Here is a 24,129-nt window from a genome sequence, read left to right as displayed (position 1 = left end):
GTGAAGGGCAGTGCCGCCCACAACGCCCCGGCGGCACCGAGCACGGTGCTGGTGGCGAGGAACTGGCGACGGCTCTTGTCGTTCGGGTCCTGGGACATGGTGTTCTCCATCGGGGGGCGGCAGGCGCAACGGCGCAGCATGCCGGTTGACCCTGGCTCAGGGCTTGGATGGATGTGCGGTGGGGCTACAGAAGGTCAGCCCTGTCGAACAGCTGTGTTGCCTGGACGGGCCTCTTCGCGGGCAAGCCCGCTCCCACAGGTACTGTGCCTGCCCTGTGGGAGCGGGCTTGCCCGCGAATGCCTCACACCGTCATTTCTGCAGGAACGCCAGCAGGTCCTCGTTCAGCTGCTGCGCATGGGTCACGGCGAAGCCGTGGGGCGCGCCTTTGTATACCTTCAGCTCAGCCCCGCTAATCAGCTCGGCGGCTTTTTTGCCGGTGGTCTCGAACGGCACGATCTGGTCGTCGTCGCCGTGGATCACCAGGGTGGGCACGTCGATCTTGGCCATGTCCGGGCGGAAGTCGGTCTGGCTGAACGCCGTGACGCAATCCAGGGTGCCCTTGATCGAGGCCATCAGGGCGATGTTCAGGGTTTGTGCCTGTACGCCTTGCGAGACCTTTTGCCCGTGGTTGATGCCGTAGAACGGCGCAGCGAAGTCGGCGATGAACTGCGCACGATCAGCGCGCAGGCCGGCCTGGATGCCTTCGAACACCGACAGCTCGACGCCCTCGGGGTTGTCATCACGCTTGCCGAACACCGGAGTTACCGCGCCCAGCAGCACCAGCCCGGCAACCCGCTCGCTGCCATGTCTGGCGATGTAGCGGCTGACGTCGCCGCCACCCATCGAGAAGCCCACCAGGGTGACGTCGCGCAGGTCGAGGTGTTCGATCAGCTGGGCGATGTCATCGGCGAAGGTGTCGTAGTCGTAACCGGTCCACGGCTGGTCCGAGCGGCCGAAACCGCGACGGTCGAAGGCGATGGTGCGATAGCCGCGGCTGGCCAGGTACTCCATCTGCGAGTCCCACATGTCGGCGTCCAGCGGCCAGCCGTGGCTGAACAGCACGGGTTTGCCGCTGCCCCAGTCCTTGAAGTAGATCGAGGTGCCATCGCGGGTGACGAGCGTGCTCATATCGGTATCTCCTGAAAAGTGACGAGTGAGTGGTGCAGCGGTCAGCCGCGCAGCCAGTTGGCGCAGCGGCGGGTTACCCAAGGCATGATGTAGAACACCACGGGCAGAATGACGAACAGGTTGACGATCAGGTTGCCGGTGATCGGGCCGCCCAACTGAGGGTAGCGGACGAACAACGGCGCCAGCAGTTGCGGGATGACCATGGTCATCGGGCAGATCACCAGGTAGGTCAGCAATGCCTGCTTCCAGCGGGGCGGTTGCGCAGCGCTGGTGCTTGGCGGGGTGAACCAGAATTCCGGGTCGTCGTGCACCTGGGTGTGGTCGCCGTCCTCGAGCAGTGGCAGCACCTGGCTGACCAGCGCCTGGCGTTCGGCGGAGTTGACCCAGGCCTGCAGCAAGCTTGCGTCGGCGAAGCGCACCACGGTGGTGAAATGGCGGCCACCGTCGTCGGGGCGGATCACGTTGACGTCCAGGTGGCCGGGCTGGTGGCGCGCAGCGCTGACGGTGCGCTTGAGCCAGCTTTCGTACTCGGCCAGAGCCTGGGCGCGGACCTTGTGCTGGATCACCAGCGTCACGACGTTGCGGTTGGCTTGGGTTGCGGTGTTCATCGGCGTTCCTTGGGATGAGCTTGCCCGCATCCACTGTGCAACGGCGAACGGGCTGGGGATTGAACGGGTGTGCTGCGCGGTGGCGGGCACCGACTGGCGGTGCCCGGGCGCTGTCGCTTACTTGGCGGCGGTCAGGGCGTTGTAGCTGGTCATCAGGTTGCGGTAGTCCGGGATGTGGTTGGAGCACAGCGCGGCCAGGCCTTCGATGTCGTTGCGCCAGTCGCGGTGCAGCTCGCAGGCCACGCCGAACCAGGTCATCAGTTGCGCGCCGGCGCGGCTCATGCGGTCGTGGGCGGCGTCGCGGGTCATTTCGTTGAAGGTGCCGGAGGCGTCGGTGACCACGAACACCTCGAACTCTTCTTCAAGGGCGGCCAGGGCCGGGAAGGCGACGCAGACCTCGGTGACCACGCCGGCGATGATCAGCTGCTTCTTGCCGGTGGCCTTCACTGCCTTGACGAAGTCTTCGTTGTCCCAGGCGTTGATCTGGCCTGGGCGGGCGATGTACGGGGCGTCCGGGAACAGCTCTTTCAGCTCTGGCACCAGCGGGCCGTTGGGGCCTTGCTCGAAGCTGGTGGTGAGGATGGTCGGCAGGTTGAAGAACTTGGCCAGGTCCGCCAGGGCCAGCACGTTGTTCTTGAAGCGGTCCGGCTCGATGTCGCGTACCAGGGACAGCAGGCCGGCCTGGTGGTCAACCAGCAGTACGGCGGCGTCGTCTTTGTTCAGGCGGTTGTATTTGAAGTTGGTCATGGTCGTAGCTCCTAAGGGTTATGAATTCGTTCAGTGCGTTGGGTGTTTCGCGTTGATGGGAGAAGATTAAAACCAAGACCTTTGGTGCGGTAGATAGCAAAAATTGGCTTTAGCGTTCCATTTTATGAACGATAGATTTGCGTTGGATTCTTCGCGGGTAAACCCGCTCCCACAGGTTTGGCGCCGTTGCCAAAACAGGCGCGATCCCTGTGGGAGCGGGTTTACCCGCGAAGAGGCCATCGGCAAAAACAAAACATCCGAACTGATTGCCTGCCCCCGCAACCTGCTCTATTACTACCCTCCAGCCCTCCAGCCCTCCCCCTCGCACCGAGACCTCCATGCTGGCCCTCATCCAGTCCTACCCTTTGCTGCTCGGCTTCTTCCTGATCTTCCTCGACCTGCTGCTGTGGCAGCTGATCCCGCTCGAACGCCGGGCCTGGCGCATCGCCTCGCGGCTGGGGATCTTCCTGCTGTTCAGCGCCCTGCTGCTGGCCGCAGGCTTGAGCCCGCTGCAGCCGCCGCCGTGGGCCGACGATGCGGCGCGCAACCTGATGGCCACGGTGCTGTCGATCGCCTGGTGGCTGTTCGGCGCGCGCACGGTCACGGTGGTGTTCGGCCTGCTGCTGGTGGCCCGTGGCAGCCACGGCGGGCGCCTGCTGCAGGATGTGATCGGCGCGTTGATCTTCCTCGCCGCGGTGGTGGCGGCGGCGGCCTATGTGATGCAACTGCCGGTCAAGGGCCTGCTGGCCACCTCGGGGGTGATGGCCATCGTCATCGGCCTGGCGCTGCAGAGCACCCTCAGCGACGTGTTCAGCGGCATCGTGCTGAACACCACGCGGCCCTACCAGATCGGCGATTCCATCTCCATCGACGGCACCGAAGGCAAGGTGGTGGACATCGACTGGCGCGCCACCCGGCTGATTACCGGCACCGGCAGCCTGGCGGTGATCCCCAACTCGGTGGCGGCCAAGGCGCGACTGCTCAACCACAGCCGCCCGGCCGACCGCCACGGCCTGGCAATCAGCGTCGTGGTGCCGGCCAAGGTGCGGCCCAAGCGGGTGTTCGACGCCCTGGAAAAGGCACTGCAAGGCACCAGCGCCCTGCTCGCCTCACCCGCGCCCAAGGTCACGGTCAAGGCCTCCACACTCGAATCGGTGGAGTACGAGGCCAGTGGCTTTGTCGCCGACGCGGCAATCAAGACCGAGGTGCGCAACCAGCTGTTCGACCTGGCCCACCGCCACCTCGAGGCCAGCGGCGTGATGTGGAACGTCGACCTGGCGCTGGCCCCGCGCAGCCGTCAGCGCGAACTGCTGGATGAGGTGCGGGTGTTCCGTTCGCTCAGCAGCGAGGAGCGTGATGCGCTGAGCCAGCGCATGACGGCGGTGGAGTACCTGGCCGACCAGGTGATCCTCGAGATCGGCGACAACTCCGACCACCTGCTGGTGATTGGCAGCGGTGTGATTCAGGCCTCGGTGCGCAATGGCGACAAGCTGCTTGAGGCCGGGCGCATGGGGCCGGGCGAGGTGCTGGGGATCGAGGGGCTGGTGGATGAGGACGACTCGCAGGCCGAGTTCCGCACCCTGACCAGTTGCCTGTTGTACCGCATCGACAAGGAGCAGGTGCGCAGTTGCCTGGAGCAGCGTGGCGATGTGCAGACGGCGTTGGTGAAGTTGCAGCGTTTCCGCCAGCAGAACCGCGAGTCGCTGTTGCTGCAAAGGCCGGTCGCGGTGAAGAAGGGTGGGTTCTTGAGCTGGTTGCACAAGTAGCCCGCCAGCAATGCGCCCCCTGTAGGAGCGGCCTTGTGCCGCGAAAGGGCTGCGCAGCAGCCCCAGGATCTCGATCTCATGCACATCGCCGGGGCGCTGCGCACCCCTTTCGCGGCACAAGGCCGCTCTCATAGAACAAACTGCAACTCATTGATTTAACACGGTCCCTGTGGGAAGCGGCCTTGTGTCGCGATGGGCTGCGCAGCAGCCCCGGCAATCTTGCATGAGGCCGAGACCTTGGGGCCGCTTCGCGCCCCATCGCGACACAAGGCCGCTTCCCACAGAGACCGTGGCGCATCTGCGAGACCAGTTCTCTGCGCGACAGCGCAACCCGCAGGGCTGGGTAATCTCCTGCAGGGAACGTGTCGGCGCTGACTAAAGGACCACGCGCAAACACTGCCCGGCGTGGTACAGCGAGAACCCCGACTCATAGAACGCCGTACGCAACGATGGCGCACTCACCGGCTTCATCGGCGAGAACGGCAGCGGCAGGCTGTCCGGCTCGTCCTTGAGCAGAAACTCGGCAAACGCCCGGCCGATCACCGTGCCGGTGGTGTTGCCGCGGCCGTTGTAACCGGTCACCGCAACCAGCCCCGGCGCCGGTTCGAACAGGCGCATCAGGTGGTCGGGGGTGAAGTCGATGCAGCCGGTCCAGTGCATCTCCCACTCCACCTTGCCAAGCTCGGGGTAGTAATGGCTCTGGATGCGGTCGGCCCAACTGCGCACGAACCACGCAGGCTTGTTGTCGACCCGGCCCAGGCTACCCAGCAGCAGGCGGCCCTGGTCGTCGCGGCGGATGCTGCTGAGCACGGTGCGGGTGTCCCACGAGCCCTGGCCATGGGGCAGCACCTTGTCGGCTGCTGCGCCGTGCAGCGGCTTGGAGGCCACCTGGTAGTAGTAACCCCGGAAGAAGTGCTTTTGCAGGCTGCTCCAGTCGCCTTCGGTGTAAGCGCCAGTGGAGATCACCACCTTGTCGGCACGTACCGTGCCGCGCGCAGTCTTCACCTGCCAGGCATCGCCGTCACGCTGCAGCCCTTCGACGGCGGACTGCTGGAACAGCTTGCCGCCCAGCCGGGTTACCGCAGCGGCCAGGCCCTGGGTGTAACCCATGGGGTTGATGGTGCCGGCGCGGCGGTCGAGCAGTGCGGCAGAAATCTTGTCGGTACCGCAGTATTCCTGGCACTGCGCGCCGGTCAGCAGCTCGACATCGGCACCCCGGCGCGACCATTGCTGGTGGCGGGCTTCAAGGTCGGCGATGCCGGTGGCGTTGTGCGCCATGTGCAGGGTGCCCTTGTGCTGCGCCTGGCAGTCGATGCCTAAGCGCTGAATCATCGCGAACACCTCGCCCGGGGCTTCGCCGAGCACCTGGTTCAAGCGGCTGCCCTGCTTGTGGCCCAGGGTGGCTTCAACGTCGTCGGGGCGGATCCAGGTGCCGGCGTTGACCAGCCCGACGTTGCGCCCGGAGCCGCCGTGGCCGATCTTCCAGGCCTCCAGCACAATCACCGACTTGCCCTGTTCGAGCAGGTGGATGGCCGCCGACAGCCCGGTGATGCCGCCGCCGATCACACAGACATCGGCCTTGTGCTCACCAGCCAGGGCCTGGGCGGCGACGGCCGGTTGGGTGACGTGTTCCCACAGACATTCTTGACGCAGTTCGGACATGGCCCGGCTCCAGCTATTGTTCTTATTGCCTATGGGGCCGCTGCGCGGCCCTTTCGCGGCGCAAGGCCGCTCCTACAGAAGCGACGCAATTCCCTGTAGGAGCGGCCTTGTGCCGCGAAACGGGGGCAAAGCCCCCGCCTGCGTTCATCAGTCGAACACAATTCCCTGCGCCAGCGGCAGCTCGCGCGAGTAGTTCACGGTGTTGGTCTGCCGACGCATGTAGCCCTTCCAGGCATCCGACCCCGACTCACGGCCACCGCCGGTCTCTTTCTCGCCACCGAACGCCCCGCCGATCTCGGCGCCGCTGGTGCCGATGTTGACGTTGGCGATGCCGCAGTCGCTGCCCGAGGCGCTCTGGAAGCGCTCGGCCTCACGAATGTCGGTGGTGAAGATGCACGACGACAGGCCTTGCGGCACTTCGTTGTTCAAGCGCAGGGCCTCTTCGAAGTCATCGTAAGCCAGCACGTAGAGGATCGGCGCGAAGGTTTCGTGGCGCACCACGTCGCTTTGCGCCGGCATTTCGGCGATGGCCGGGGTCACGTAGTAGGCGTTGGGGTATTGGCCTGCCAGCTGGCGTTCGCCGCCGAATACCTGGCCGCCTTCGTCGCGGGCCTTGGCCAGCGCGCCCTGCATGGCGTCGAACGACAGCTTGTCGATCAGCGGGCCGACCAGGTTGTCCTTGCGCGGGTCGCCGATGCGCACCTTGGCGTAGGCAGCTTTGACCCGGGCCACTACTTCGTCCTTGATCGAACGGTGCACGATCAGCCGGCGCAGGGTGGTGCAGCGCTGGCCGGCGGTGCCGACGGCGGAGAACAGGATGCCGCGCACGGCCAGGTCGAGGTCGGCGCTGGGGGCCAGGATCATCGCGTTGTTGCCGCCCAGCTCGAGGATGCTGCGGCCAAAACGCGCCGCCACACGCGGGCCCACTTCACGGCCCATGCGGGTACTGCCGGTGGCGCTGACCAGCGGCACGCGCGGGTCATCGACCAGGGCTTCGCCGGCTTCGCGGCCACCGATCACCAGCTGGCTGAGGCCGGCCGGGGCATCACCGAAGGCCTTCAGGGCCTTTTCGAACAGGGCCTGGCAGGCCAGGGCGGTGAGCGGGGTTTTCTCCGACGGCTTCCACACCACCGAGTTGCCGGCCACCAGGGCCAGTGCGGTGTTCCAGGCCCACACGGCAACCGGGAAGTTAAAGGCGCTGATTACCCCTACCACGCCCAGCGGGTGCCAGCTTTCACGCATGTGGTGGCCGGGGCGCTCGGAGGCGATGGTCAGGCCGTACAGCTGGCGCGACAGGCCCACGGCGAAGTCGCAGATGTCGATCATTTCCTGCACTTCGCCCAGGCCTTCCTGGGTGATCTTGCCGGCTTCGATGGACACCAGCTCGCCGAGGTCGGCCTTGTGCTCGCGCAACACTTCGCCGAACAGGCGCACCAGCTCGCCGCGGCGCGGGGCCGGCACGCTGCGCCAGGCTTCGAAGGCCTGCTGCGCCTGGTCGATGCGGGCAATGGTCTCGGCCTTGCCGAGCAGTTTCACCGAGGCGATCTGGCTGCCGTCGATCGGGGTGTGGACAGGGTAGTCGCCCTGGGTGTGAGCCGCGGCGGCAACGCCAAGACGCTCGAGCAATGCAGCAACCATTGTGCTTCTCCTTTCATCGGTGAAGGGTTGGAAAATGACGTGGGTCAGTATTAATCCGATTACACAGGTGCAACAAACGACCTTTATTCCGCATATCATTCCGCCAGGTAATGATTCGAACCGCAGAGACCGCCATGTCCAAACGCCTGGTACCTTCCATGACCGCCCTGCAGTGCTTCGAGGCTGCAGCGCGCCACTTGAGCTTCACCCGCGCCGCCGAAGAGCTGCACCTGACCCAGAGCGCAGTGAGCAAGCAGGTGGCGCAGCTTGAAGAGATGCTGCGCCATCACCTGTTCCTGCGCATTCGCCGGCGCCTGCAACTGACGCCGGCAGGCGCCTTGTACCTGGCCGAGGTGAACAAGATCCTCACCCAGGTCGACATGTCGAGCCGCTACGTGCAGACCTACGGCACGCAGACCGAAGTATTGAAGGTAGCCACTCAACCGAGTTTCGGCGTGCGCTGGTTGATCCCGCACCTGAAAGGCTTCGGCAAGCGTCACCCGAACATCCACCTCGACATCCGCAACGAAATGGAGCCGTTCGCCCTGCTGCAGGGCTCGGCCGACGTGGTGTTTTTCTATGGCCAGGGCACCTGGCCGGGGGCCACCTGTGTGGAGCTGTTCGGTGAGGAGGTGGTGCCGGTATGCGCACCGGAGCTGTTGCAGGAGCGCAGCCTTTCAGGGGCTGCGGAGGTGGCGCAGCTGGTGTTGCTGCAAAGCACCTCGCGGCCAGAGGCCTGGCACGAGTGGTTCCTCGATCAAGGGCTGCACACCGACAACAGCTACCACGGGCCGCGTTTCGATACCTTCTATATGGCCTTGAGCGCGGCGCAGTCGGGCTGTGGGGTGGCATTGGTGCCGCGTTACCTGGTAGCCAAGGAGCTGGCCGAAGGCAGCCTGGTGGTGGCCTGGGACCATGCGATGCGCAGCAGTGGCGCGCATTACCTGGCGTATGCCGAGCATGCGGCGGAGGTGCCAAAGGTGCGGGCGTTGGTGGAGTGGGTGCGCGAACAATTGCCCATGTGAGGGCCTCTTCGCGGGTAAACCCGCTCCCACAGGTTATGCGACAGCCCCGTGGGAGCGGGTTTACCCGCGAAAGGGCCCTACAGGTCGATCAAAAAAGGAATGAATGGCCCACTTTTTTTCGCTTGTACGGCAACTCCATTCCCAGCTTTCATGTAGTGGTCCGAACCCAACCAGGAAGCTTGCGATGCCCGCCCTCGATTTCGTCAGCCCCGACAGCATCCGCGCGCAGTTCTCTGCCGCCATGTCGCTCATGTACAAACAGGAAGTGCCCCTGTACGGCACGCTGCTTGAGCTGGTGAGCGAGATCAACCAGCAGGTCATGGCCGAGCAGCCCAAGGTGGCCGAGGCCCTGCGCTGGACCGGCGAGGTCGAGCGCCTGGACCAGGAGCGCCACGGCGCCATCCGCGTCGGCACGGCCGAGGAGCTGGCCACCATCGCCCGGCTGTTCGCGGTGATGGGCATGCAGCCGGTGGGTTACTACGACTTGAGCTCGGCCGGGGTGCCTGTGCATTCCACGGCGTTTCGCGCGGTGCATGAACAGTCGCTGCACATCAGCCCGTTCCGCGTGTTCACCTCGCTGCTGCGCCTGGAACTGATCGACAACCCGCAGCTGCGTGAACTGGCCCAGAGCATCCTGAGCCAGCGGCAGATCTTCACCCCGCGGGCACTGGCACTGATCGCCCAATGCGAGCGCGACGGCGGCCTGAATGCCAGCGACGCCGAAACCTTCGTGCAGGAGGCCCTGCACACCTTCCGCTGGCACCAGCAGGCCACAGTCAGCGCCGAGCAGTACCAGCAGTTGCACGACCAGCACCGGCTGATCGCCGACGTGGTGGCGTTCAAGGGTCCGCACATCAACCACCTGACCCCGCGCACCCTGGATATCGACGCCATCCAGCTGGGCATGCCGGCCAAGGGCATCCCGCCCAAGGCCGTGGTCGAGGGGCCACCCACCCGCCGGCATGCGATTCTGCTGCGCCAGACCAGCTTCAAGGCCTTGCAGGAGAAGGTTGCCTTCAGCGACGCGCAAGGCAGCCACACTGCGCGCTTTGGCGAGATCGAACAACGCGGCGCGGCGCTGACGCCCAAGGGCCGCCAGCTGTACGACCGCTTGCTGGATGCAACCCGTGCAGCCCTGGGCGGTGTACCGGCAGAGGCCAATGCCGAGCGCTACAACGCGCTGCTGGCGCAAATCTTCAGCGAGTTCCCGGATGACCTGGCGCAGATGCGTGAGCAGGGGTTGGCGTACTTCCGCTATTTCGCCACTGACAAGGGCCTGGCAGCCCGTGGGCAGCAGGGTCGGCCGAGCACTCTGCAGGGGCTGATCGACGCCGGGCACGTGCATTACGAGGCGCTGGTGTACGAGGACTTCTTGCCGGTGAGTGCGGCGGGGATCTTCCAGTCCAACCTGGGTGATGAAAGCCAGGCGCAGTACGGCAGCAATGCCAACCGCGAGGCGTTCGAGGCGGCGCTGGGGCTCAAGGTGCAGGATGAGCTGGCGCTGTATGCGCAGAGCGAGCAACGGTCGTTGCAGGCGTGTGCGCAGGCGTTGGGGTTAGCAGGTTTATAAAGTGATGTCCGCTTCGCGGGCAAGCCCGCTCCCACAGGGATAGGGACGACCGAGAGGTCTGCACAAATCCTGTGGGAGCGGGCTTGCCCGCGAAAGGGCCAGAACAGGCTGAACCGCGCTTACCTGACCCGGAACCGGTCCACTTCCTGGCGCAACTGCCCGGCCAAACCTTCCAGCTCACGGGCGGTATTGGCCAGCTCATTGGCCACATCACGCTGCTCGCTGTTGGCCTGGGCGATGCTTTGCAGGTTGCGGCTAAGCACCGTGGCGGTGCTGCTCTGCTCCTGGGTGGCGGTGCTGATGGCGGTGAACTGCTCGCCGGCGGCGCGGCTCTGCTCGTCGATGCGCGCCAGCGCCTCGGCCACCTTGTCGTTGCGCGTCAGCCCCTCCTGCATCAGCTTGTTGCCCTGCTCCAGCGTGCTGATGGCGTGGCCGGTCTGCTGCTGGATGCTGGCGATCATGCCAGAGATCTCGTCGGTGGCCTGGCGAGTACGCGCAGCCAGGCCACGCACCTCGTCGGCCACCACGGCAAAGCCACGGCCCTGCTCGCCGGCACGCGCGGCCTCGATGGCGGCGTTGAGCGCCAGCAGGTTGGTTTGCTCGGCAATCGCGGTAATGGTACCGACGATGCCGCCGATCTCCTGCGAGCGGGCACCCAGGGTGTCCATCACCGTGGCGGTGCCACCGAGGGACTCGGCGATCTGCTTGAGCGAGGCCGAGGCTTCGTCCATGGCGCTGCGGCCGATGCGGGTCTGCTGGGCGTTGTCGCGGGCCATGCGCTCGGTGCCGGCCATGTTGTCGGCGATGTTCGACGAGGTGGCGCTGAACTCCTCCACCGCACCGGCCATGCTGGTGATCTCGCCGGACTGCTGCTCCATGCCTTCGCAGGCGCCGGACGACAGACCCGACAGCGAACGGGCGCGGCTGGCCACCTGCTCGGAGGCGCTGCGAATGTGCTCGACCATGGTCGCCAGGGCGTCGCCCATCTTGTTGAAGCTGCGCGCCAGCTGGCCGATCTCGTCGTGGCTGGTGACGTTCAGGCGCGCGTTCAGGTCGCCGGCGCCCAGAGCTTCGGCCTGGCGCACCAGGTCGTCCAGCGGGCGCAGCTTGCGGCGCAGCAGCCACAGTGTGGCGGCCACGGCCAGCAGCATGGCCAGCAGGCTGCCGATGGCCAGGCGCGTACCGACGCTCCAGGTCACTTCGCGGATCTCTGCCTTGGGCATGCTGGCCACCACGGTCCAGGGGCCTTCGGCGAACGGCGCGCTGACACTGAACAAGTCCTGCTCGGCGTTGGCCGGCGGCACCAGCCACTGGCCCTGGTCGTCACGAATGGCCAGCGAGCCGGTTTCGCCGATACGGAAGCGCTTGAGGTTGGCGAACTGGGCGTTCTGCGCGTCGGTGTAGTCGAAACCGACGAACAATACCGCGATCACCCGCCCGCTGCTGTCGCTCACTGGCACGTAACGGGTCATGTAGTTGCGCTCGAACAGTACCGCACGGCCAACGTACATCTGCCCGGCCAGCAGCTTGGTGTAGGCCGGGTGCTGGCGGTCCAGCTGGGTGCCGATGGCACGGCTGCCGTCCTGCTTCTTCAGGTTGGTGCTGATGCGCACGAAGTCATCGCCGCTGCGCACGAACAGCGTGGCGATGCCCGCGGTCATCTGCTGGAATTCGTCGACCACCTGGAAGTCGTTGTTCAAGAGCTTGTCGCCCAGGTACAGCGCCGGGGTGGCGGCGCCGGCCACGTTGACCGTCTCGCCCGCGTGCAGGTTAAGGCCGGTGGCGAAACGTCGCTCGAACAGGCCGCTCAGGCGCTGGGTGTTGTCCTTGAGCGAACCGTGGAAGGTGTCGAGCTGGTCGGCCAACAGGCGCGCTTCACTGCCAAGGTGCTGCTGGCGGGTGGCGAGGTTGGCATCGTCCAGCGAACGCAGGGCGAACAGGGTACTGCCGGTGATCACCAGCGCCAGCACGATGGCGAGGGCGACACCCAGCTGCGAGGCGATTCGGACACGCGGTTGAGACATTGAAAGGCTCCTGGCAAGAGGCCGGGATCATCCTGATCACGCTGACCGCCCGCTTCATATGAACGGGTAATCGCGTCCTCTTCCGGGACGCTGGTGCCAGTGGATCGGCGGCGCTTGCGAATACTTGAGTGTCGGAGGGGGGTATTCGCAAACCTTTGCGATGTGAATTTGGGTTGAGGGCCCTATCGCCGGCAAGCCGGCTTATAGAACAAACTGCAACTCATTGATTTACACGGTCCCTGTGGGAAGGGGCCTTGCCGGGGCGCCGTCCGGTCGAGATGGGGCGCGAAGCGGCCCCAAGGCCTCGACCTCATGCAAAATTGCCGGGGCTGCTGCGCAGCCCATCTCGACCGGACGGCGCCCCGGCAAGGCCGCTTCCCACAGGGGCCATGGCGCATCTGCGAGACCAGTTCTCTGCGCGACAGCGCAGCCCGCAGGGCTGGGTGATCTCCTACAGGGCGACCCTCAACCCTGTGCCGACAGAATCTGCACATCCGGCAAATCCATCGCCGCCGCCTCGTCCTGCAAGAACAGGCTCAAGCGCCGCAAGCGCTCGCCGCCCGGCCGGGTGCGCGGCCACACCAGGTAGTAGTCCATGCCGCTGGCCACCGCCGTTGGCCAGGGCAGGCTCAGGCGGCGCTGGGCGACGTCCTCGGCGACCATCAGCAGGTCGCCCATGGAGATGCCATACCCCCGTGCGGCGGCAATCATGCCCAGCTCCAGGGTGTCGAACACCTGCCCGCCCTTGAGCGATACCGCATCGCCAAGCCCCATGCGCGCAAGCCAGGCGCGCCAGTCGCGCTTGTCGGGGGTGGGGTGCAGCAGTTCGATGCCGGCCAGGCGCCGTTCGTCCCAGGGCGCGTCGTCCAGCAGGTCCGGCGCCCCCACCGGGATCAGCAGCTCACTGAACAGCCGGCGCACCTCCCAGTCCGCCGGGAACACCCCGTCACTGAGCAACACCGCGCAGTCGAACGGCTCCTGGTTGAAGTCCACATGGTCGACGTCCATCCAGGCGCTGGTCAGCTGTACCTCGTTGCCCGGTTGCAAGTGGCGAAAGCGGCTCAACCGGGCCAGCAGCCAGCGCATGGTCAGGGTCGAGGGCGCCTTCATGCGCAGGATGTCATCTTCACCGCGCAAGGTATCGCAGGCCCGCTCCAGCGCGGCGAAGCCGTCACGCACGCCAGGCAGCAGCATGCGCGCGGCTTCGGTGAGCTGCAGGGTGCGGCCGTTGCGCACGAACAAGCGGCAGGCGAAGTGCTGCTCCAGCGTGCGGATATGCCGGCTGACCGCGCTCTGGGTGATCGACAGCTCGTCACCGGCGCGGGTGAAGGAACTCAGCCTGGCGGCAGCTTCGAATGCGCGCAGCGCATACAGCGGGGGCAGTTTTCGGGACATGGCGCACCTGTCATAGGGGGCCGTGGCGGCCTTTGGCAGAATCATACCGGCATGAGTCAAACTCATGGCAAGGATCGCTTTTATCCTTTTGTGCAAAGTTGACCCAGGCTTCAGAATCGACCGCTCGCCCACACCCGGAACAAGGACCACCCCATGCATGTCGCGCCCACCACCGAACTCAAGGCTCTGCTGCGCCTGGCCGGGCCGCTGATCGCCTCGCAACTGGCGCACATGCTGATGGTGCTGACCGACACCTTGATGATGGCCCGCATCAGCCCCCAGGCCCTGGCCGGCGGCGGCCTGGGGGCTGCGAGCTATTCGTTCGTGTCGATTTTCTGCTTAGGCATAATCGCGGCCGTGGGCACCCTGGTGGCGATCCGCAAGGGCGCCAACGACACCGAGGGCGCTACGCGCCTGGCGCAGAACGGCCTGTGGCTGGCCTGGGGCCTGGCCCTGGCGGCGGCGCTGGTGCTGTGGAACCTCAAGCCTGCGCTGCTGCTGTTCGGCCAGCAGCCGGACAACGTCGAGGCGGCCATGCAGTTCCTTACCCTGCTGCCGCTGGCCCTGCCCGGCTACCTGACGTTCATGGCCCTGCGCGGTTTCACCAGCGCCCTGGGGCGTTCGACCCCGGTGATGGTCATCAGCCTGGTGGGCACGGTGCTCAACTATCTGTTCAACCACGCGCTGATCGAGGGCATCTTCGGCCTGCCCAAGCTGGGGCTGATGGGTATCGGCCTGGTGACGGCGGTGGTGTCGCTGGGCATGGCGGTGTCGCTGGCACTGTATATCCGCTGGCACAAGGCCTATGCCGACTACCCGCTGCGCAAGGGCCTGTCGCGGCCTTCGCTGGCGGCGCTGCGCGAGCTGTGGCGGCTGGGGCTGCCGATCGGTGGCACCTACATGGTCGAGGTCGGCCTGTTCGCCTTCGCCGCACTGTGCATGGGCGTGCTGGGCAGTACCGAGCTTGCGGCGCACCAGATCGCCCTGCAGATCGTCTCTACCGCGTTCATGGTGCCGACCGGGCTTTCGTATGCGGTAACCATGCGCGTGGGCCTTTACTACGGCGCCGGCAACCTGCTGGCGGCACGCAGCGCCGGGCGCGTGGGCATCAGCTTTGGCGCGGTGCTGATGCTGGTGTTCGCCGGGTTGTTCCTGGTACTGCCGGACAACCTGGTGGGCCTGCTGGTGAACCGCGACGACCCGGCCTTTGCGGCGATCTTCCAGTTGGCGGTGCAACTGGTGATGGTGGCGGCGTGGTTCGAGCTGTTCGATGGCGTGCAGACCATCGCCATGGGCTCGATCCGCGGGCTCAAGGATGCGCGCACCACCTTCCTGATCGGTGCGGTGTGCTACTGGCTGGTGGGCGCGCCGGCGGCCTGGCTGTTCGCCTTTACCCTGGGGGGCGGGGCGCCGGGGATCTGGTGGGGGCTGGCGTTGGGGCTGGCCTGTGCTTCGGTTGCGCTGACCTTTGCCTTCGAATGGCGGATGAAGCGGATGATTGGCCGCGCCCAAGCCATGAAGACCGCCGCCGCTCCTACAGGCTCTCTACCAGGCGGGGCTTTGCGGCCTGCTGCAGGTACTCGATCAACTCGGCCACCGGCAGCGGGCGGCTGACCAGAAAGCCCTGCACCTGATCGCAACCGAACCCGCGCAGCAGCGCCATCTGCTCGTCGCTCTCGACCCCTTCGGCGACCACTTCGAGGTTGAGGTTGTGGGCCAGGTTGATCATCGCGTGCACCAGCTTGCGGTTCTCTTCACGCTGCTCCATGCCGCCGACGAAGCTGCGGTCGACCTTGAGCAGGGTGATCGGCAGGCTGTTCAGGTGCACGAACGATGAGAACCCGGTACCGAAGTCATCCAGCGAAAAACGCACGCCCAGGCGACCCAGTGCGTCCATGGTCTGGCGCACCAGCTCGTTGCGGCGCATCACTGCGGTTTCGGTCAGCTCGAACTCCAGCCAGCGCGCATCCACGCCGTGCTCGACGATCAAGCGGCTCAGGGTGGCCAGCAGCTGGCTGTCCTGGAACTGCCGGAAGCTCAGGTTCACCGCCATGTGCAGCGGCGCCAGGCCGCTTTCGCGCAGGGCCTGCATGGCTTTCAAGGCGCGCGCGATCACCCAGTAGCCCAGCGGCACGATCAGCCCGCTCTGCTCGGCCAGCGGCACGAACTCGCTGGGCGGCAGCAGGCCGCGTTCGGGGTGGTTCCAGCGCACCAGGGCTTCGAGGCCGACGATGCGGCCATCGGCCAGGTTCAAACGTGGCTGGTAATGCAGCTCCAGCTCGTCACGGCGCAGGGCGCGGCGCAGCTCGCTTTCCAGGTCGGCGAGGCTGCGCGCGTTGCGGTTGATGCGCTCGTTGAACACGTGGAAGGTGCAGCCCTGGCTGCCCTTGGCCTGGCGCATGGCGATGTGCGCATGCCACATCAACGGGTCGGCGCCGGCCTGGGCGCGGGCGTGGGCCAGGCCCAGGCTGCAGCCCAGCAGCAGGCTTTCGCCGTCGATCCAGTAGGCTTCGGCCAGGGCCTCGACGATGCGCTCGGCCAGCCACTCGGCGCGGTTGGCGTCGCGGCGGGTGTCGATCAGCAGGGCGAACTCGTCACTGCCCAGGCGCGCCAGCTGGTCGCCGGCCTCCAGCTGCTTCTGCAGCCGTGCCACCACCTGCAGGATCAGGCGGTCGCCGCCCTGGTGGCCGAGGGCGTCGTTGACGTGGCGGAAGTTGTCCAGGTCCAGGTGGCCCAGGGCCACGCCACGGCCGTCGTTCTCGGCCAGGCGTGCGCTCAGCAGGGCCTGGAAGCCCTGGCGGTTGGCGATGCCGGTGAGTGGGTCCTGTTCGGCCAGACGCTGCAGGGTTGCCACCAGCACGCCGCGTTCGCGTACGTGGCGCAGCGAGCGGCGCAGGGTGTCGCTGGTCAGTTGCGCCAGCACCAGCCAGTCGCTGACCCCCACCGGGGCGCTGGCCGGTTCCTGCTCCAGCAGCAGGATGGTCGGCAGCTCGCAGCGCCCGGGCGCCGGCTGCAAGGCCGGGGTTGCCAGCACCACGGCCTGGCGGTCGTTGGCGAACAGGCTGTCGACCGCCGCCCAGTCCGGCGCGGTCAACAGCACCGCGCTGCCCGCCAGCGGCTGCAAACACTCGCGCAGACGCGCGGCCCACTCGGGCTCATCGGCCAACAGCAGCAGACGCAGGGGTTCGGCGGGCGTGGACAAGCGGGCTCCTTAGGCGTGGGCGGTGTATCGAAGGGCACGGGCTATCCTACCGCAACAAATAAAAATGATTTTCACTTTTAGTCGCAAACCTTCCGTGGTGGCTACCCGACGCATTTTGACGTGCATCCTGCTCGAAAGCGGCGCGGGCAGCAAACGGGATTTCGGCGATCTGCACGGACATTGCCTGCAAGCCATGGCAATCGGGCAAAAACCTTGACTCTCGCGTCAGACGGTCACGCCACAAGCCCCTCATGCCTGCTAGAATGCGCGGCTATTTTCTGGCGACCCCCGGTTTCTAGCATGTCCCGACTCAACCCCCGGCAACAGGAAGCCCGTGACTACGTCGGCGGCCCTCTTTTGGTGCTCGCTGGTGCAGGCTCCGGCAAGACCAGCGTGATCACGCGCAAGATTGCCCACCTGATCCAGAACTGCGGCATCCGTGCCCAGTACATCGTCGCGATGACCTTCACCAACAAGGCCGCGCGCGAGATGAAGGAACGGGTCGCCACCCTGCTGCGCCCGGGCGAGGGCCGGGGCCTGACGGTGTGCACCTTCCACAACCTGGGGTTGAACATCATCCGCAAGGAGCACGAGCGCCTGGGCTACAAGCCGGGCTTCTCGATCTTCGACGAGTCCGACATCAAGGCGCTGCTGTCGGACATCATGCAGAAGGAATACTCCGGCGACGACGGCATCGACGAGATCAAGAACATGATCGGTGCCTGGAAGAACGACCTGATCCTGCCGCCCGAGGCGCTTGAAAAAGCACGCAACCCGCGCGAACAGACCGCCGCCATCGTCTACACCCACTACCAGCGCACGCTCAAGGCGTTCAACGCAGTGGACTTCGACGATTTGATCCTGCAGCCGGTCAAACTGTTCCAGGAACACCCCGACGTGCTGGAGCGCTGGCAGAACCGCGTGCGCTACCTGCTGGTGGACGAATACCAGGACACCAACGCCAGCCAGTACCTGCTGGTGAAGATGCTGATCGGCATGCGCAACCAGTTCACCGTGGTGGGCGACGACGACCAGTCGATCTACGCTTGGCGTGGTGCGCGCCCCGAGAACCTGATGCTGCTCAAGGAGGACTACCCCTCCCTGAAGATCGTCATGCTGGAGCAGAACTACCGCTCCACCAGCCGCATCCTGCGCTGCGCCAACGTGCTGATCGCCAACAACCCGCACGCCTTCGAAAAGCAGCTGTGGAGCGAGATGGGCGTGGGCGACGAGATCCGCGTGATCCGTTGCAAGAACGAGGAAGCCGAGGCCGAGCGCGTGGCCATGGAAATCCTCACCCTGCACCTGCGCACCAACCGCCCGTACAGCGACTTCGCCATCCTTTACCGGGGCAACTACCAGGCCAAGCTGATCGAACTGAAGCTGCAGCACCACCAAGTGCCGTATCGTCTGTCGGGCGGCAACAGCTTCTTCGGCCGCCAGGAAGTGAAGGACCTGATGGCCTACCTGCGCCTGCTGGTGAACCCGGACGACGACAACGCGTACCTGCGGGTAATCAACGTGCCGCGCCGGGAAATCGGCTCGACCACCTTGGAAAAACTCGGCAACTACTCCACCGAGCGCGGCATTTCGATGTACGCCGCCAGCGACGAGATGGGCCTTGGCGAGCACCTGGACGCCCGCTACACCGAGCGCCTGCAGCGCTTCAAGCACTGGCTGGACGGAGTGCGCCACAAAGTGGCGCTGGAAGACCCGATCGCCGCGCTGCACGAAATGATCCGCGACATCGACTACGAAAACTGGATTCGCCAGCAGACCGCCAGCGACAAGGCGGCCGAGTTCCGCATCAGCAACGTCTGGTTCCTGGTCGAAGCGCTGAAGAACACCCTCGAGAAGGACGAAGAGGGTGAGATGACCATCGAGGATGCCATCGGCAAGCTGGTGCTGCGCGACATGCTCGAGCGCCAGCAGGAAGAGGAAGAGAACGCCGAGGGTGTGCAGATGATGACCCTGCATGCCTCCAAGGGCCTGGAATTCCCTTACGTGTTCATCATGGGCATGGAGGAGGAGATCCTCCCGCACCGCTCGAGCATCGAGGCCGACACCATCGAAGAGGAACGCCGCCTGGCCTACGTGGGCATCACCCGCGCGCGCCAGACCCTGGCCTTCACCTTTGCCGCCAAGCGCAAGCAGTACGGTGAAATCATCGACTGCACGCCAAGCCGCTTCCTCGACGAGCTGCCGCCGGACGACCTGGCCTGGGAAGGCCTGGACGATGCGCCCGTGGAAGTGAAAGCCGCCCGGGGCAACAACGCCCTGGCCGATATTCGGGCAATGCTCAAACGCTGATCAACCCTTACTCTTAACGTTGCCGCTTTGATGCGGCCACCTTTGTTACATCGGAGATACACAGTGGAAGCACTGCAGCAGAAAATTCGCGAAGAAGGCATCGTGCTTTCCGATCAGGTTCTGAAAGTCGACGCGTTTCTCAACCACCAGATCGACCCTGCGCTGATGCAACTGATCGGTGACGAATTCGCCCGCCTGTTCGCCGACTCCGGTGTGACCAAGATCGTCACCATCGAAGCCTCGGGGATTGCCCCGGCGGTGATGGCGGGCCTGAAGCTGGGCGTGCCGGTGATCTTCGCGCGCAAGCACCAGTCGCTGACCCTGACCGAGAACCTGCTGACCGCCAAGGTGTACTCCTTCACCAAGCAGACCGAAAACACCGTGGCCATTTCGCCGCGCCACCTCAACAGCAGCGACCGCGTGCTGGTGATCGACGACTTCCTGGCCAACGGCAAGGCGTCGCAGGCGCTGATCTCGATCATCAAGCAGGCCGGCGCCACCGTGGCGGGCCTGGGCATCGTCATCGAGAAGTCGTTCCAGGGCGGCCGCGCCGAGCTGGACAGCCAGGGTTATCGCGTTGAATCGCTGGCCCGGGTCAAGTCGCTGGAAGGTGGTGTGGTGACCTTCATCGAGTGATGGCCATTGGGGCCGCTTTGCGGCCCCGGCTTTCATCAGGTCGCCGCCAACCCCGCCAGCAACAACCGCTGGTACAGCTCCTCCTTCAGCCCCTTCGGCCGGTCCAGCTGCATGCGCGCCAGGTGCGCCTCATACCCTTCAGGGCCGGGCGCCTCGAATGCCGCCTTGCCCAGCTCCAGCACCTCGCTCAGCTTGAACTTGCTCTTGAGCCAGTTCAGCGCCCGCAACAGGTCGCGCTCCTCAACGGTGAAATCACTGCCCAGCGGGTACTCGGGGAACAGCCGCGCATGCCGCGTGCGGACGGCCTCCAGGCGCTCGGCGGTGTTGTCGCAGTAGCGCTCATCCAACTCGAAATCCTTCGCCAGCTTGCCGGCCGCCTTGGCTTGCGCCATCAGCTCACCCTGAAAACGTGAATCACTGATCGCCAGCAGCCGGGCGATGCATTCGCTGTCGGTCTGCCCGCGCAGGTCGGCGATGCCGTATTCGGTGATGACGATGTCGCGCAAATGCCGCGGGATGGTGCAGTGGCCGTAGGCCCAGTACAGGTTGGAGCTGACCTCCCCGCCCGCCTCGCGCCAGCTGCGCAGCAGCAGGATCGACCTCGCCCCGTCCAAGGCATGGCCCTGGGCGACGAAGTTGTACTGCCCGCCCACACCGCTAAGCACGCGACCGTCTTCCAACTGGTCGGCAACACCGGCGCCGAGCAGGGTCATGCCGAACACCGTGTTGACGAAGCGCGCATCACGGCGCTGGCGGCGTTTCAGGTCCTCCTGCCCGTACAGCTCGTTGATGAAGCTGATGCGGGTCATGGCGAACTGCGCGCGCTGCGCCAGCGGCATGTCGCGCAGGCGCTGGTAGAACGCCTGCGGGCCGAGGAAGAAGCCGCCATGCACCAACACGCCCTGCTCGTTTGCCGGGCGCCGCACCACGCCGGCCTCGGCCAGGGCCAAGAGGCCGTTGACGAACATCTCGCTGCAGCCGTACAGGCCTTGGGCAAAGGCATCCAGGCCGCCTTCGCGCTCGATCAGCGTTTGCCACGGGGCGTAATCCAGCTCGGCGAGCAGCGCCCGGTAACCCTCGTTGTCGCCCTGGCGCGCCAGCAACGCGGCTGCCACGGCGTCACCCATGGCACCGATGCCGATCTGCAAGGTGCCGCCGTCGCGCACCAGGGTGCTGGCGTGCAGGCCGATGCAGTGGTCCTGGGTGGACACCGGCATGTTCGGGGTGCTGAACAACCGGCGCTGCTCGGGGCTGTCGATCAACAGGTCGAAGTCGTCGATGGCCAGCTCTGAATCACCCGGCATGTAGGGCAGCTCGCTGTGCACCTGGCCGAGCAGCAGGATGGTTTCACCGGCTGCGCGGCGCTTTTCGATCATCGGCAGCAAGTCTAGGGTGATGTCGGGGTTGCAGGCCAGGCTCAGGTGGCCGGGGCGCTCGGGGCTGGCCGCAACCAGCTGCGCCACCAGGTTCAGGCCCTTGGCGTTGATGTCGCGGGCGGCGTGGCTGTAGTTGCTGCTGACGTAGCCTTGCTGCGCGGCCTCGCTGTGCAGCAGGCTGCCGGGCTGCATGAAGAACTGCTCGATGCGGATGTTGGCCGGCAGCCTGTCGGCACGCAGGTCGGCGAGGTAGGTGAGTTCTTCGTAGTCGGCGAACACGCGCTCGACGAAGGGCTCGAGGAAGCGCCGTTGCAGGCCATCGCCCAGTGGCGGGCGGCCTAGGGACAGGGCGGTGTAGATGGTCAGCCGGCGCTCGGGCAGCTCGCGGATGCGCGCGTACAGCGCGTTGACGAAGGCATTGGGCTTACCCAGGCCCAGGGGCAGGCCCATGTGGATATGGGCGGGCAGGCGCGCCAGGGCCTGTTCGACAGCCAGGTCGATGGAGCAGAGGTGCATGCGGGGGCCTCCTGAGTCGTCCTTGGGTTCAGAGGTTGGACATGAACTTGGGTGGTTTGGTTGCCTGTTCGGGCCCCTTCGCGGGCAAGCCCGCTCCCACAGGTGACGGCGCTGAATTCGGACCTTGCGCGGTCCTGTGGGAGCGGGCTTGCCCGCGATAGGGCCGGAACTGACAACACAAAAACAAAGCCCGCCATCAAAGGCGGGCCCTGTGCAATTCAACTGCGGCTCACAGCCCCGACATTTTCTTGATTGCACCCTTCAGGTCATCATCCGAGCAGTCCGCGCAGGTGCCTTTGGGAGGCATGGCGTTCAGGCCGGTAATGGCCTTGGCCAGAATGCCGTCCAGGCCGCCCTGGTGGTCGGCGCGTTCTTTCCAGGCCGCGGTGTCGCCGATCTTCGGCGCGCCCAGAAGGCCGCTGCCATGGCAGGCGTTGCAGTGCTTGGCGATGATCTCGTCAGGGGTCTTGGCGCCGCCGCCGCCGGCCGAGGCCGCCACTTCCATGCCCTTGCACTCCTGGCCCTGCACGCACACCTGGCCGACTGGCTCGAGGCGCTTGGCGAGGTCGTCGTTGGTCGCAGCGGTTGCGCTGATTGCCCATAGGGCGAATACGGCTGCTGGTACGGCCAGCATCTTCTTGATTTGGTTCACGCGAACACCCTCATGGTGGCTAATCACGCCCGCGGCCACGGAATTGCGAGCGTTGAAAAGTATAGCGGGAACCCGGAAGGCGTGAAACGACCCTACTTGGCGAAAGGGTATTGGCGAATCAATGCACTGCGCTGGATCAAAAGTTCGACGGGGTAGCCGCGCTGATCAGGCGTGCCGGCTCGTCGAACGGGTTGCGAAAACGGTGCGGGCGGGTGCTTTCGAAGTAGTAGCTGTCGCCGGCTTCGAGCAGGAAGGTCTCGGTGCCGACCACCAGCTCCAGGCGGCCTTCAAGCAGGATGCCGGTCTCTTCGCCGTCGTGGGTGAGCATTTCTTCACCGGTGTCGGCGCCTGGCGGATAGACCTCGTTGAGAAAAGCGATGGCGCGGTTGGGGTGCGACTTGCCGACCAGCTTCATGGTCACGGCACCATCGGAGATGTCGATCAGCTCGTGGGCCTTGTAGACGATCTGCGTGGGGCTTTCCGGCGCCAGTTCCACCGAGAAGAACTCGACCATGGACATGGGGATGCCGCTGAGCACCTTGCGCAGGGAGCTGATGGACGGGCTCACGCTGTTCTTCTCGATCATCGAGATGGTGCTGTTGGTCACCCCGGCGCGTTTGGCGAGTTCGCGCTGGGACAGGCCCTTGAGCTTGCGGATGGCTTGCAGTCGTTCACCGACGTCCAAAGCGTGCGCCTCCAGAAACGGTCGAGGTGGGGGGAAAGTGTGAACGATATGATGGCAATGCCGTTCAGTATTTACAACACACCGCCCCACAGCCTGTCCGCTTCACGGCGTTATTCGCCGATATAGTCCCGCGGCACGCGCTTAAGGTTGCAGAAGATCTGGTAGGGAATGGTCCCGGCCTGCTGCGCCACATCGCTGGCCAGCACCTGCTTGCCCCACAGCTCCACCGGGCTGCCGACGGTGGCTTCGGGCACCTCGGTGAGGTCGATGCAGAGCATGTCCATCGACACCCGGCCGATCAGTTGGGCGCGCTTGCCGGCCACCACCACCGGGGTGCCGGTGGGCGCCTGGCGCGGGTAGCCGTCGGCGTAGCCCATGGCAACCACGCCCACCCGGGTGGGGCGCGGGCTGATGAACTTGGCGCCGTAACCCACCGGCTCGCCGGCAGGCAGCTCGCGCACGCTGATGACCCGCGATTGCAGGGTCATTACCGGTTGCAGGCGGCTGGCCTGGGCCTGCTCGGCCTCGAAAGGGGTGGCACCGTAGAGCATGATGCCCGGGCGCACCCAGTCACTCTGAATGCTCGGCCAGCCCAGTACCGCCGGCGAGTTGCGCAGGCTGCATTCGGCCTTCAGGCCCTCGCGGGCAGCCTCGAACACGGCCACCTGCTGCTCGGTGGCGGCGGCGTCCAACTCGTCGGCGCGGGCGAAGTGGCTCATCAGCACGATGCGCGACACCTTGCCGCTGGCCAGCAGGCGCTGGTAGGCGTCGTGGTAGTCCCTGGGGTGGATGCCGACGCGGTGCATGCCGGTGTCCATCTTCAGCCACAGGGTCAGCGGCTTGCGCACAGGGGTCTTTTCGATGGCTTCGAGCTGCCACGGCGAATGCACCACGCACCACAGGTCGTGCTCGGCGATCAGCGCCAGCTCGCTGGCCTCGAAAAAGCCTTCGAGCAGCAGCACCGGGGCCTTGATGCCGGCTGCACGCAACTCCAGCGCCTCTTCGATGCAGGCCACGGCAAAGCCGTCGGCTTCGGGCTCCAGGGCCAGGGCACAGCGCACCGCGCCATGGCCGTAGGCGTCGGCCTTGACCACGGCGAGGGCCTTGGCGCCAGTCAGTTCACGGGCAAGGCGGTAATTGTGGCGCAGGGCCTGGAGATCGATCAGGGCGCGGGCGGGGCGCATGGCGG

General features: G+C 65.7%; 18 protein-coding genes. 6 read left to right on the top strand and 12 right to left on the bottom strand.

The window, feature by feature from the left end:
• Positions 1 to 309: 309 nt before the first annotated feature.
• The 3 genes from KSS93_RS02735 to ycaC form a co-directional block, all read right to left on the bottom strand.
• Positions 310 to 1,128 carry an alpha/beta fold hydrolase gene (locus KSS93_RS02735; protein WP_217887044.1) on the bottom strand — a complete coding sequence of 273 codons (819 nt, stop codon included), beginning with the start codon at positions 1,126 to 1,128 and terminating at the stop codon, positions 310 to 312.
• Between the two features lie 41 nt (positions 1,129 to 1,169).
• Positions 1,170 to 1,736, bottom strand: a complete 567-nt coding sequence (locus KSS93_RS02730) for an antibiotic biosynthesis monooxygenase (RefSeq protein WP_217887043.1) — start codon at positions 1,734 to 1,736, stop codon at positions 1,170 to 1,172.
• 117 nt (positions 1,737 to 1,853) lie between these two features.
• A complete protein-coding gene (gene ycaC / locus KSS93_RS02725; protein ID WP_217887042.1) occupies positions 1,854 to 2,483 on the bottom strand; it encodes an isochorismate family cysteine hydrolase YcaC in 630 nt (209 codons plus the stop codon).
• A 338-nt stretch (positions 2,484 to 2,821) separates the two neighbouring features.
• Here ycaC and KSS93_RS02720 point away from each other — a divergent pair, with 338 nt between their 5' ends.
• Entirely contained in the window at positions 2,822 to 4,249 is a 1,428-nt protein-coding gene (locus KSS93_RS02720; protein WP_217887041.1) for a mechanosensitive ion channel family protein, read from the top strand.
• A 375-nt stretch (positions 4,250 to 4,624) separates the two neighbouring features.
• On the opposite strand, the gene amaA is transcribed toward KSS93_RS02720, so the two are convergent.
• Together amaA and amaB are read right to left on the bottom strand one after the other, a co-directional pair.
• Positions 4,625 to 5,911: an L-pipecolate oxidase gene (amaA, locus tag KSS93_RS02715; protein WP_217887040.1), complete on the bottom strand. Its 1,287-nt coding sequence runs from the start codon at positions 5,909 to 5,911 to the stop codon at positions 4,625 to 4,627.
• A gap of 147 nt (positions 5,912 to 6,058) precedes the next feature.
• Entirely contained in the window at positions 6,059 to 7,549 is a 1,491-nt protein-coding gene (amaB, locus tag KSS93_RS02710) for an L-piperidine-6-carboxylate dehydrogenase (RefSeq protein WP_217840941.1), read from the bottom strand.
• A gap of 134 nt (positions 7,550 to 7,683) precedes the next feature.
• On the opposite strand from amaB, the gene KSS93_RS02705 reads away from it, so the two are divergent.
• Both KSS93_RS02705 and hglS read left to right on the top strand, forming a co-directional pair.
• Positions 7,684 to 8,574, top strand: a complete 891-nt coding sequence (locus KSS93_RS02705; RefSeq protein ID WP_217887039.1) for a LysR family transcriptional regulator — start codon at positions 7,684 to 7,686, stop codon at positions 8,572 to 8,574.
• Positions 8,575 to 8,758: 184 nt separating this feature from the next.
• Entirely contained in the window at positions 8,759 to 10,144 is a 1,386-nt protein-coding gene (hglS, locus tag KSS93_RS02700; RefSeq protein WP_217887038.1) for a 2-oxoadipate dioxygenase/decarboxylase HglS, read from the top strand.
• A 119-nt stretch (positions 10,145 to 10,263) separates the two neighbouring features.
• Here the strand turns inward: hglS and KSS93_RS02695 are convergent, their stop codons facing one another.
• Together KSS93_RS02695 and KSS93_RS02690 are read right to left on the bottom strand one after the other, a co-directional pair.
• Entirely contained in the window at positions 10,264 to 12,168 is a 1,905-nt protein-coding gene (locus KSS93_RS02695; RefSeq protein WP_217887037.1) for a methyl-accepting chemotaxis protein, read from the bottom strand.
• A gap of 465 nt (positions 12,169 to 12,633) precedes the next feature.
• On the bottom strand, positions 12,634 to 13,563 hold the full coding sequence (locus KSS93_RS02690) for a LysR substrate-binding domain-containing protein (RefSeq protein ID WP_217887036.1): 930 nt from the start codon (positions 13,561 to 13,563) through the stop codon (positions 12,634 to 12,636).
• A gap of 153 nt (positions 13,564 to 13,716) precedes the next feature.
• Here KSS93_RS02690 and KSS93_RS02685 point away from each other — a divergent pair, with 153 nt between their 5' ends.
• The gene (locus KSS93_RS02685) at positions 13,717 to 15,177 is read left to right on the top strand and encodes a NorM family multidrug efflux MATE transporter (RefSeq protein WP_437182101.1); all 1,461 of its coding nucleotides are present in this window, start codon (positions 13,717 to 13,719) and stop codon (positions 15,175 to 15,177) included.
• Here KSS93_RS02685 and KSS93_RS02680 read toward each other — a convergent pair.
• Complete coding sequence (locus KSS93_RS02680) at positions 15,098 to 16,765, bottom strand: putative bifunctional diguanylate cyclase/phosphodiesterase (protein ID WP_217887035.1); 1,668 nt, start codon at positions 16,763 to 16,765, stop codon at positions 15,098 to 15,100. The genes KSS93_RS02685 and KSS93_RS02680 overlap by 80 nt on opposite strands.
• 300 nt (positions 16,766 to 17,065) lie before the next feature.
• Here KSS93_RS02680 and rep point away from each other — a divergent pair, with 300 nt between their 5' ends.
• Positions 17,066 to 19,075: a DNA helicase Rep gene (gene rep, locus KSS93_RS02675; RefSeq protein WP_217887034.1), complete on the top strand. Its 2,010-nt coding sequence runs from the start codon at positions 17,066 to 17,068 to the stop codon at positions 19,073 to 19,075.
• A 63-nt stretch (positions 19,076 to 19,138) separates the two neighbouring features.
• Complete coding sequence (locus KSS93_RS02670; RefSeq protein ID WP_217840949.1) at positions 19,139 to 19,711, top strand: xanthine phosphoribosyltransferase; 573 nt, start codon at positions 19,139 to 19,141, stop codon at positions 19,709 to 19,711.
• A 35-nt stretch (positions 19,712 to 19,746) separates the two neighbouring features.
• Here the strand turns inward: KSS93_RS02670 and KSS93_RS02665 are convergent, their stop codons facing one another.
• The 4 genes from KSS93_RS02665 to alr form a co-directional block, all read right to left on the bottom strand.
• Positions 19,747 to 21,603, bottom strand: a complete 1,857-nt coding sequence (locus KSS93_RS02665) for an acetyl-CoA hydrolase/transferase C-terminal domain-containing protein (protein ID WP_217887033.1) — start codon at positions 21,601 to 21,603, stop codon at positions 19,747 to 19,749.
• Between the two features lie 229 nt (positions 21,604 to 21,832).
• Positions 21,833 to 22,237 carry a c-type cytochrome gene (locus tag KSS93_RS02660; RefSeq protein WP_217843677.1) on the bottom strand — a complete coding sequence of 135 codons (405 nt, stop codon included), beginning with the start codon at positions 22,235 to 22,237 and terminating at the stop codon, positions 21,833 to 21,835.
• Positions 22,238 to 22,391: 154 nt separating this feature from the next.
• Positions 22,392 to 22,940, bottom strand: coding sequence for a cupin domain-containing protein (locus KSS93_RS02655; protein WP_039581939.1), 549 nt, complete (start codon positions 22,938 to 22,940; stop codon positions 22,392 to 22,394).
• Positions 22,941 to 23,050: 110 nt separating this feature from the next.
• Positions 23,051 to 24,124, bottom strand: a complete 1,074-nt coding sequence (alr, locus tag KSS93_RS02650; protein WP_217887032.1) for an alanine racemase — start codon at positions 24,122 to 24,124, stop codon at positions 23,051 to 23,053.
• Between the last annotated feature and the right edge of the window lie 5 nt (positions 24,125 to 24,129).

It is taken from the genome of Pseudomonas xanthosomatis (assembly GCF_019139835.1).
Lineage (GTDB): Bacteria > Pseudomonadota > Gammaproteobacteria > Pseudomonadales > Pseudomonadaceae > Aquipseudomonas > Aquipseudomonas fakonensis.
The sequence above is the reverse complement of the archived record's forward strand: the minus strand, read 5'-3'. Positions and strand labels throughout refer to the sequence as shown.

Excerpts from the sequence above, each read along its gene's own strand:
- amaB (WP_217840941.1), bottom strand. The coding sequence starts at position 7,549 with ATGGTTGCTGCATTGCTCGAGCGTCTTGGCGTTGCCGCCGCGGCTCAC.
- KSS93_RS02665 (WP_217887033.1), bottom strand. The coding sequence starts at position 21,603 with ATGCACCTCTGCTCCATCGACCTGGCTGTCGAACAGGCCCTGGCGCGC.
- KSS93_RS02660 (WP_217843677.1), bottom strand. The coding sequence starts at position 22,237 with ATGCTGGCCGTACCAGCAGCCGTATTCGCCCTATGGGCAATCAGCGCA.
- ycaC (WP_217887042.1), bottom strand. The coding sequence starts at position 2,483 with ATGACCAACTTCAAATACAACCGCCTGAACAAAGACGACGCCGCCGTA.
- KSS93_RS02695 (WP_217887037.1), bottom strand. The coding sequence starts at position 12,168 with ATGTCTCAACCGCGTGTCCGAATCGCCTCGCAGCTGGGTGTCGCCCTC.
- alr (WP_217887032.1), bottom strand. The coding sequence starts at position 24,124 with ATGCGCCCCGCCCGCGCCCTGATCGATCTCCAGGCCCTGCGCCACAAT.
- KSS93_RS02730 (WP_217887043.1), bottom strand. The coding sequence starts at position 1,736 with ATGAACACCGCAACCCAAGCCAACCGCAACGTCGTGACGCTGGTGATC.
- KSS93_RS02685 (WP_437182101.1), top strand. The coding sequence starts at position 13,717 with ATGCATGTCGCGCCCACCACCGAACTCAAGGCTCTGCTGCGCCTGGCC.
- hglS (WP_217887038.1), top strand. The coding sequence starts at position 8,759 with ATGCCCGCCCTCGATTTCGTCAGCCCCGACAGCATCCGCGCGCAGTTC.
- KSS93_RS02690 (WP_217887036.1), bottom strand. The coding sequence starts at position 13,563 with ATGTCCCGAAAACTGCCCCCGCTGTATGCGCTGCGCGCATTCGAAGCT.
- KSS93_RS02705 (WP_217887039.1), top strand. The coding sequence starts at position 7,684 with ATGTCCAAACGCCTGGTACCTTCCATGACCGCCCTGCAGTGCTTCGAG.
- rep (WP_217887034.1), top strand. The coding sequence starts at position 17,066 with ATGTCCCGACTCAACCCCCGGCAACAGGAAGCCCGTGACTACGTCGGC.
- amaA (WP_217887040.1), bottom strand. The coding sequence starts at position 5,911 with ATGTCCGAACTGCGTCAAGAATGTCTGTGGGAACACGTCACCCAACCG.
- KSS93_RS02735 (WP_217887044.1), bottom strand. The coding sequence starts at position 1,128 with ATGAGCACGCTCGTCACCCGCGATGGCACCTCGATCTACTTCAAGGAC.
- KSS93_RS02720 (WP_217887041.1), top strand. The coding sequence starts at position 2,822 with ATGCTGGCCCTCATCCAGTCCTACCCTTTGCTGCTCGGCTTCTTCCTG.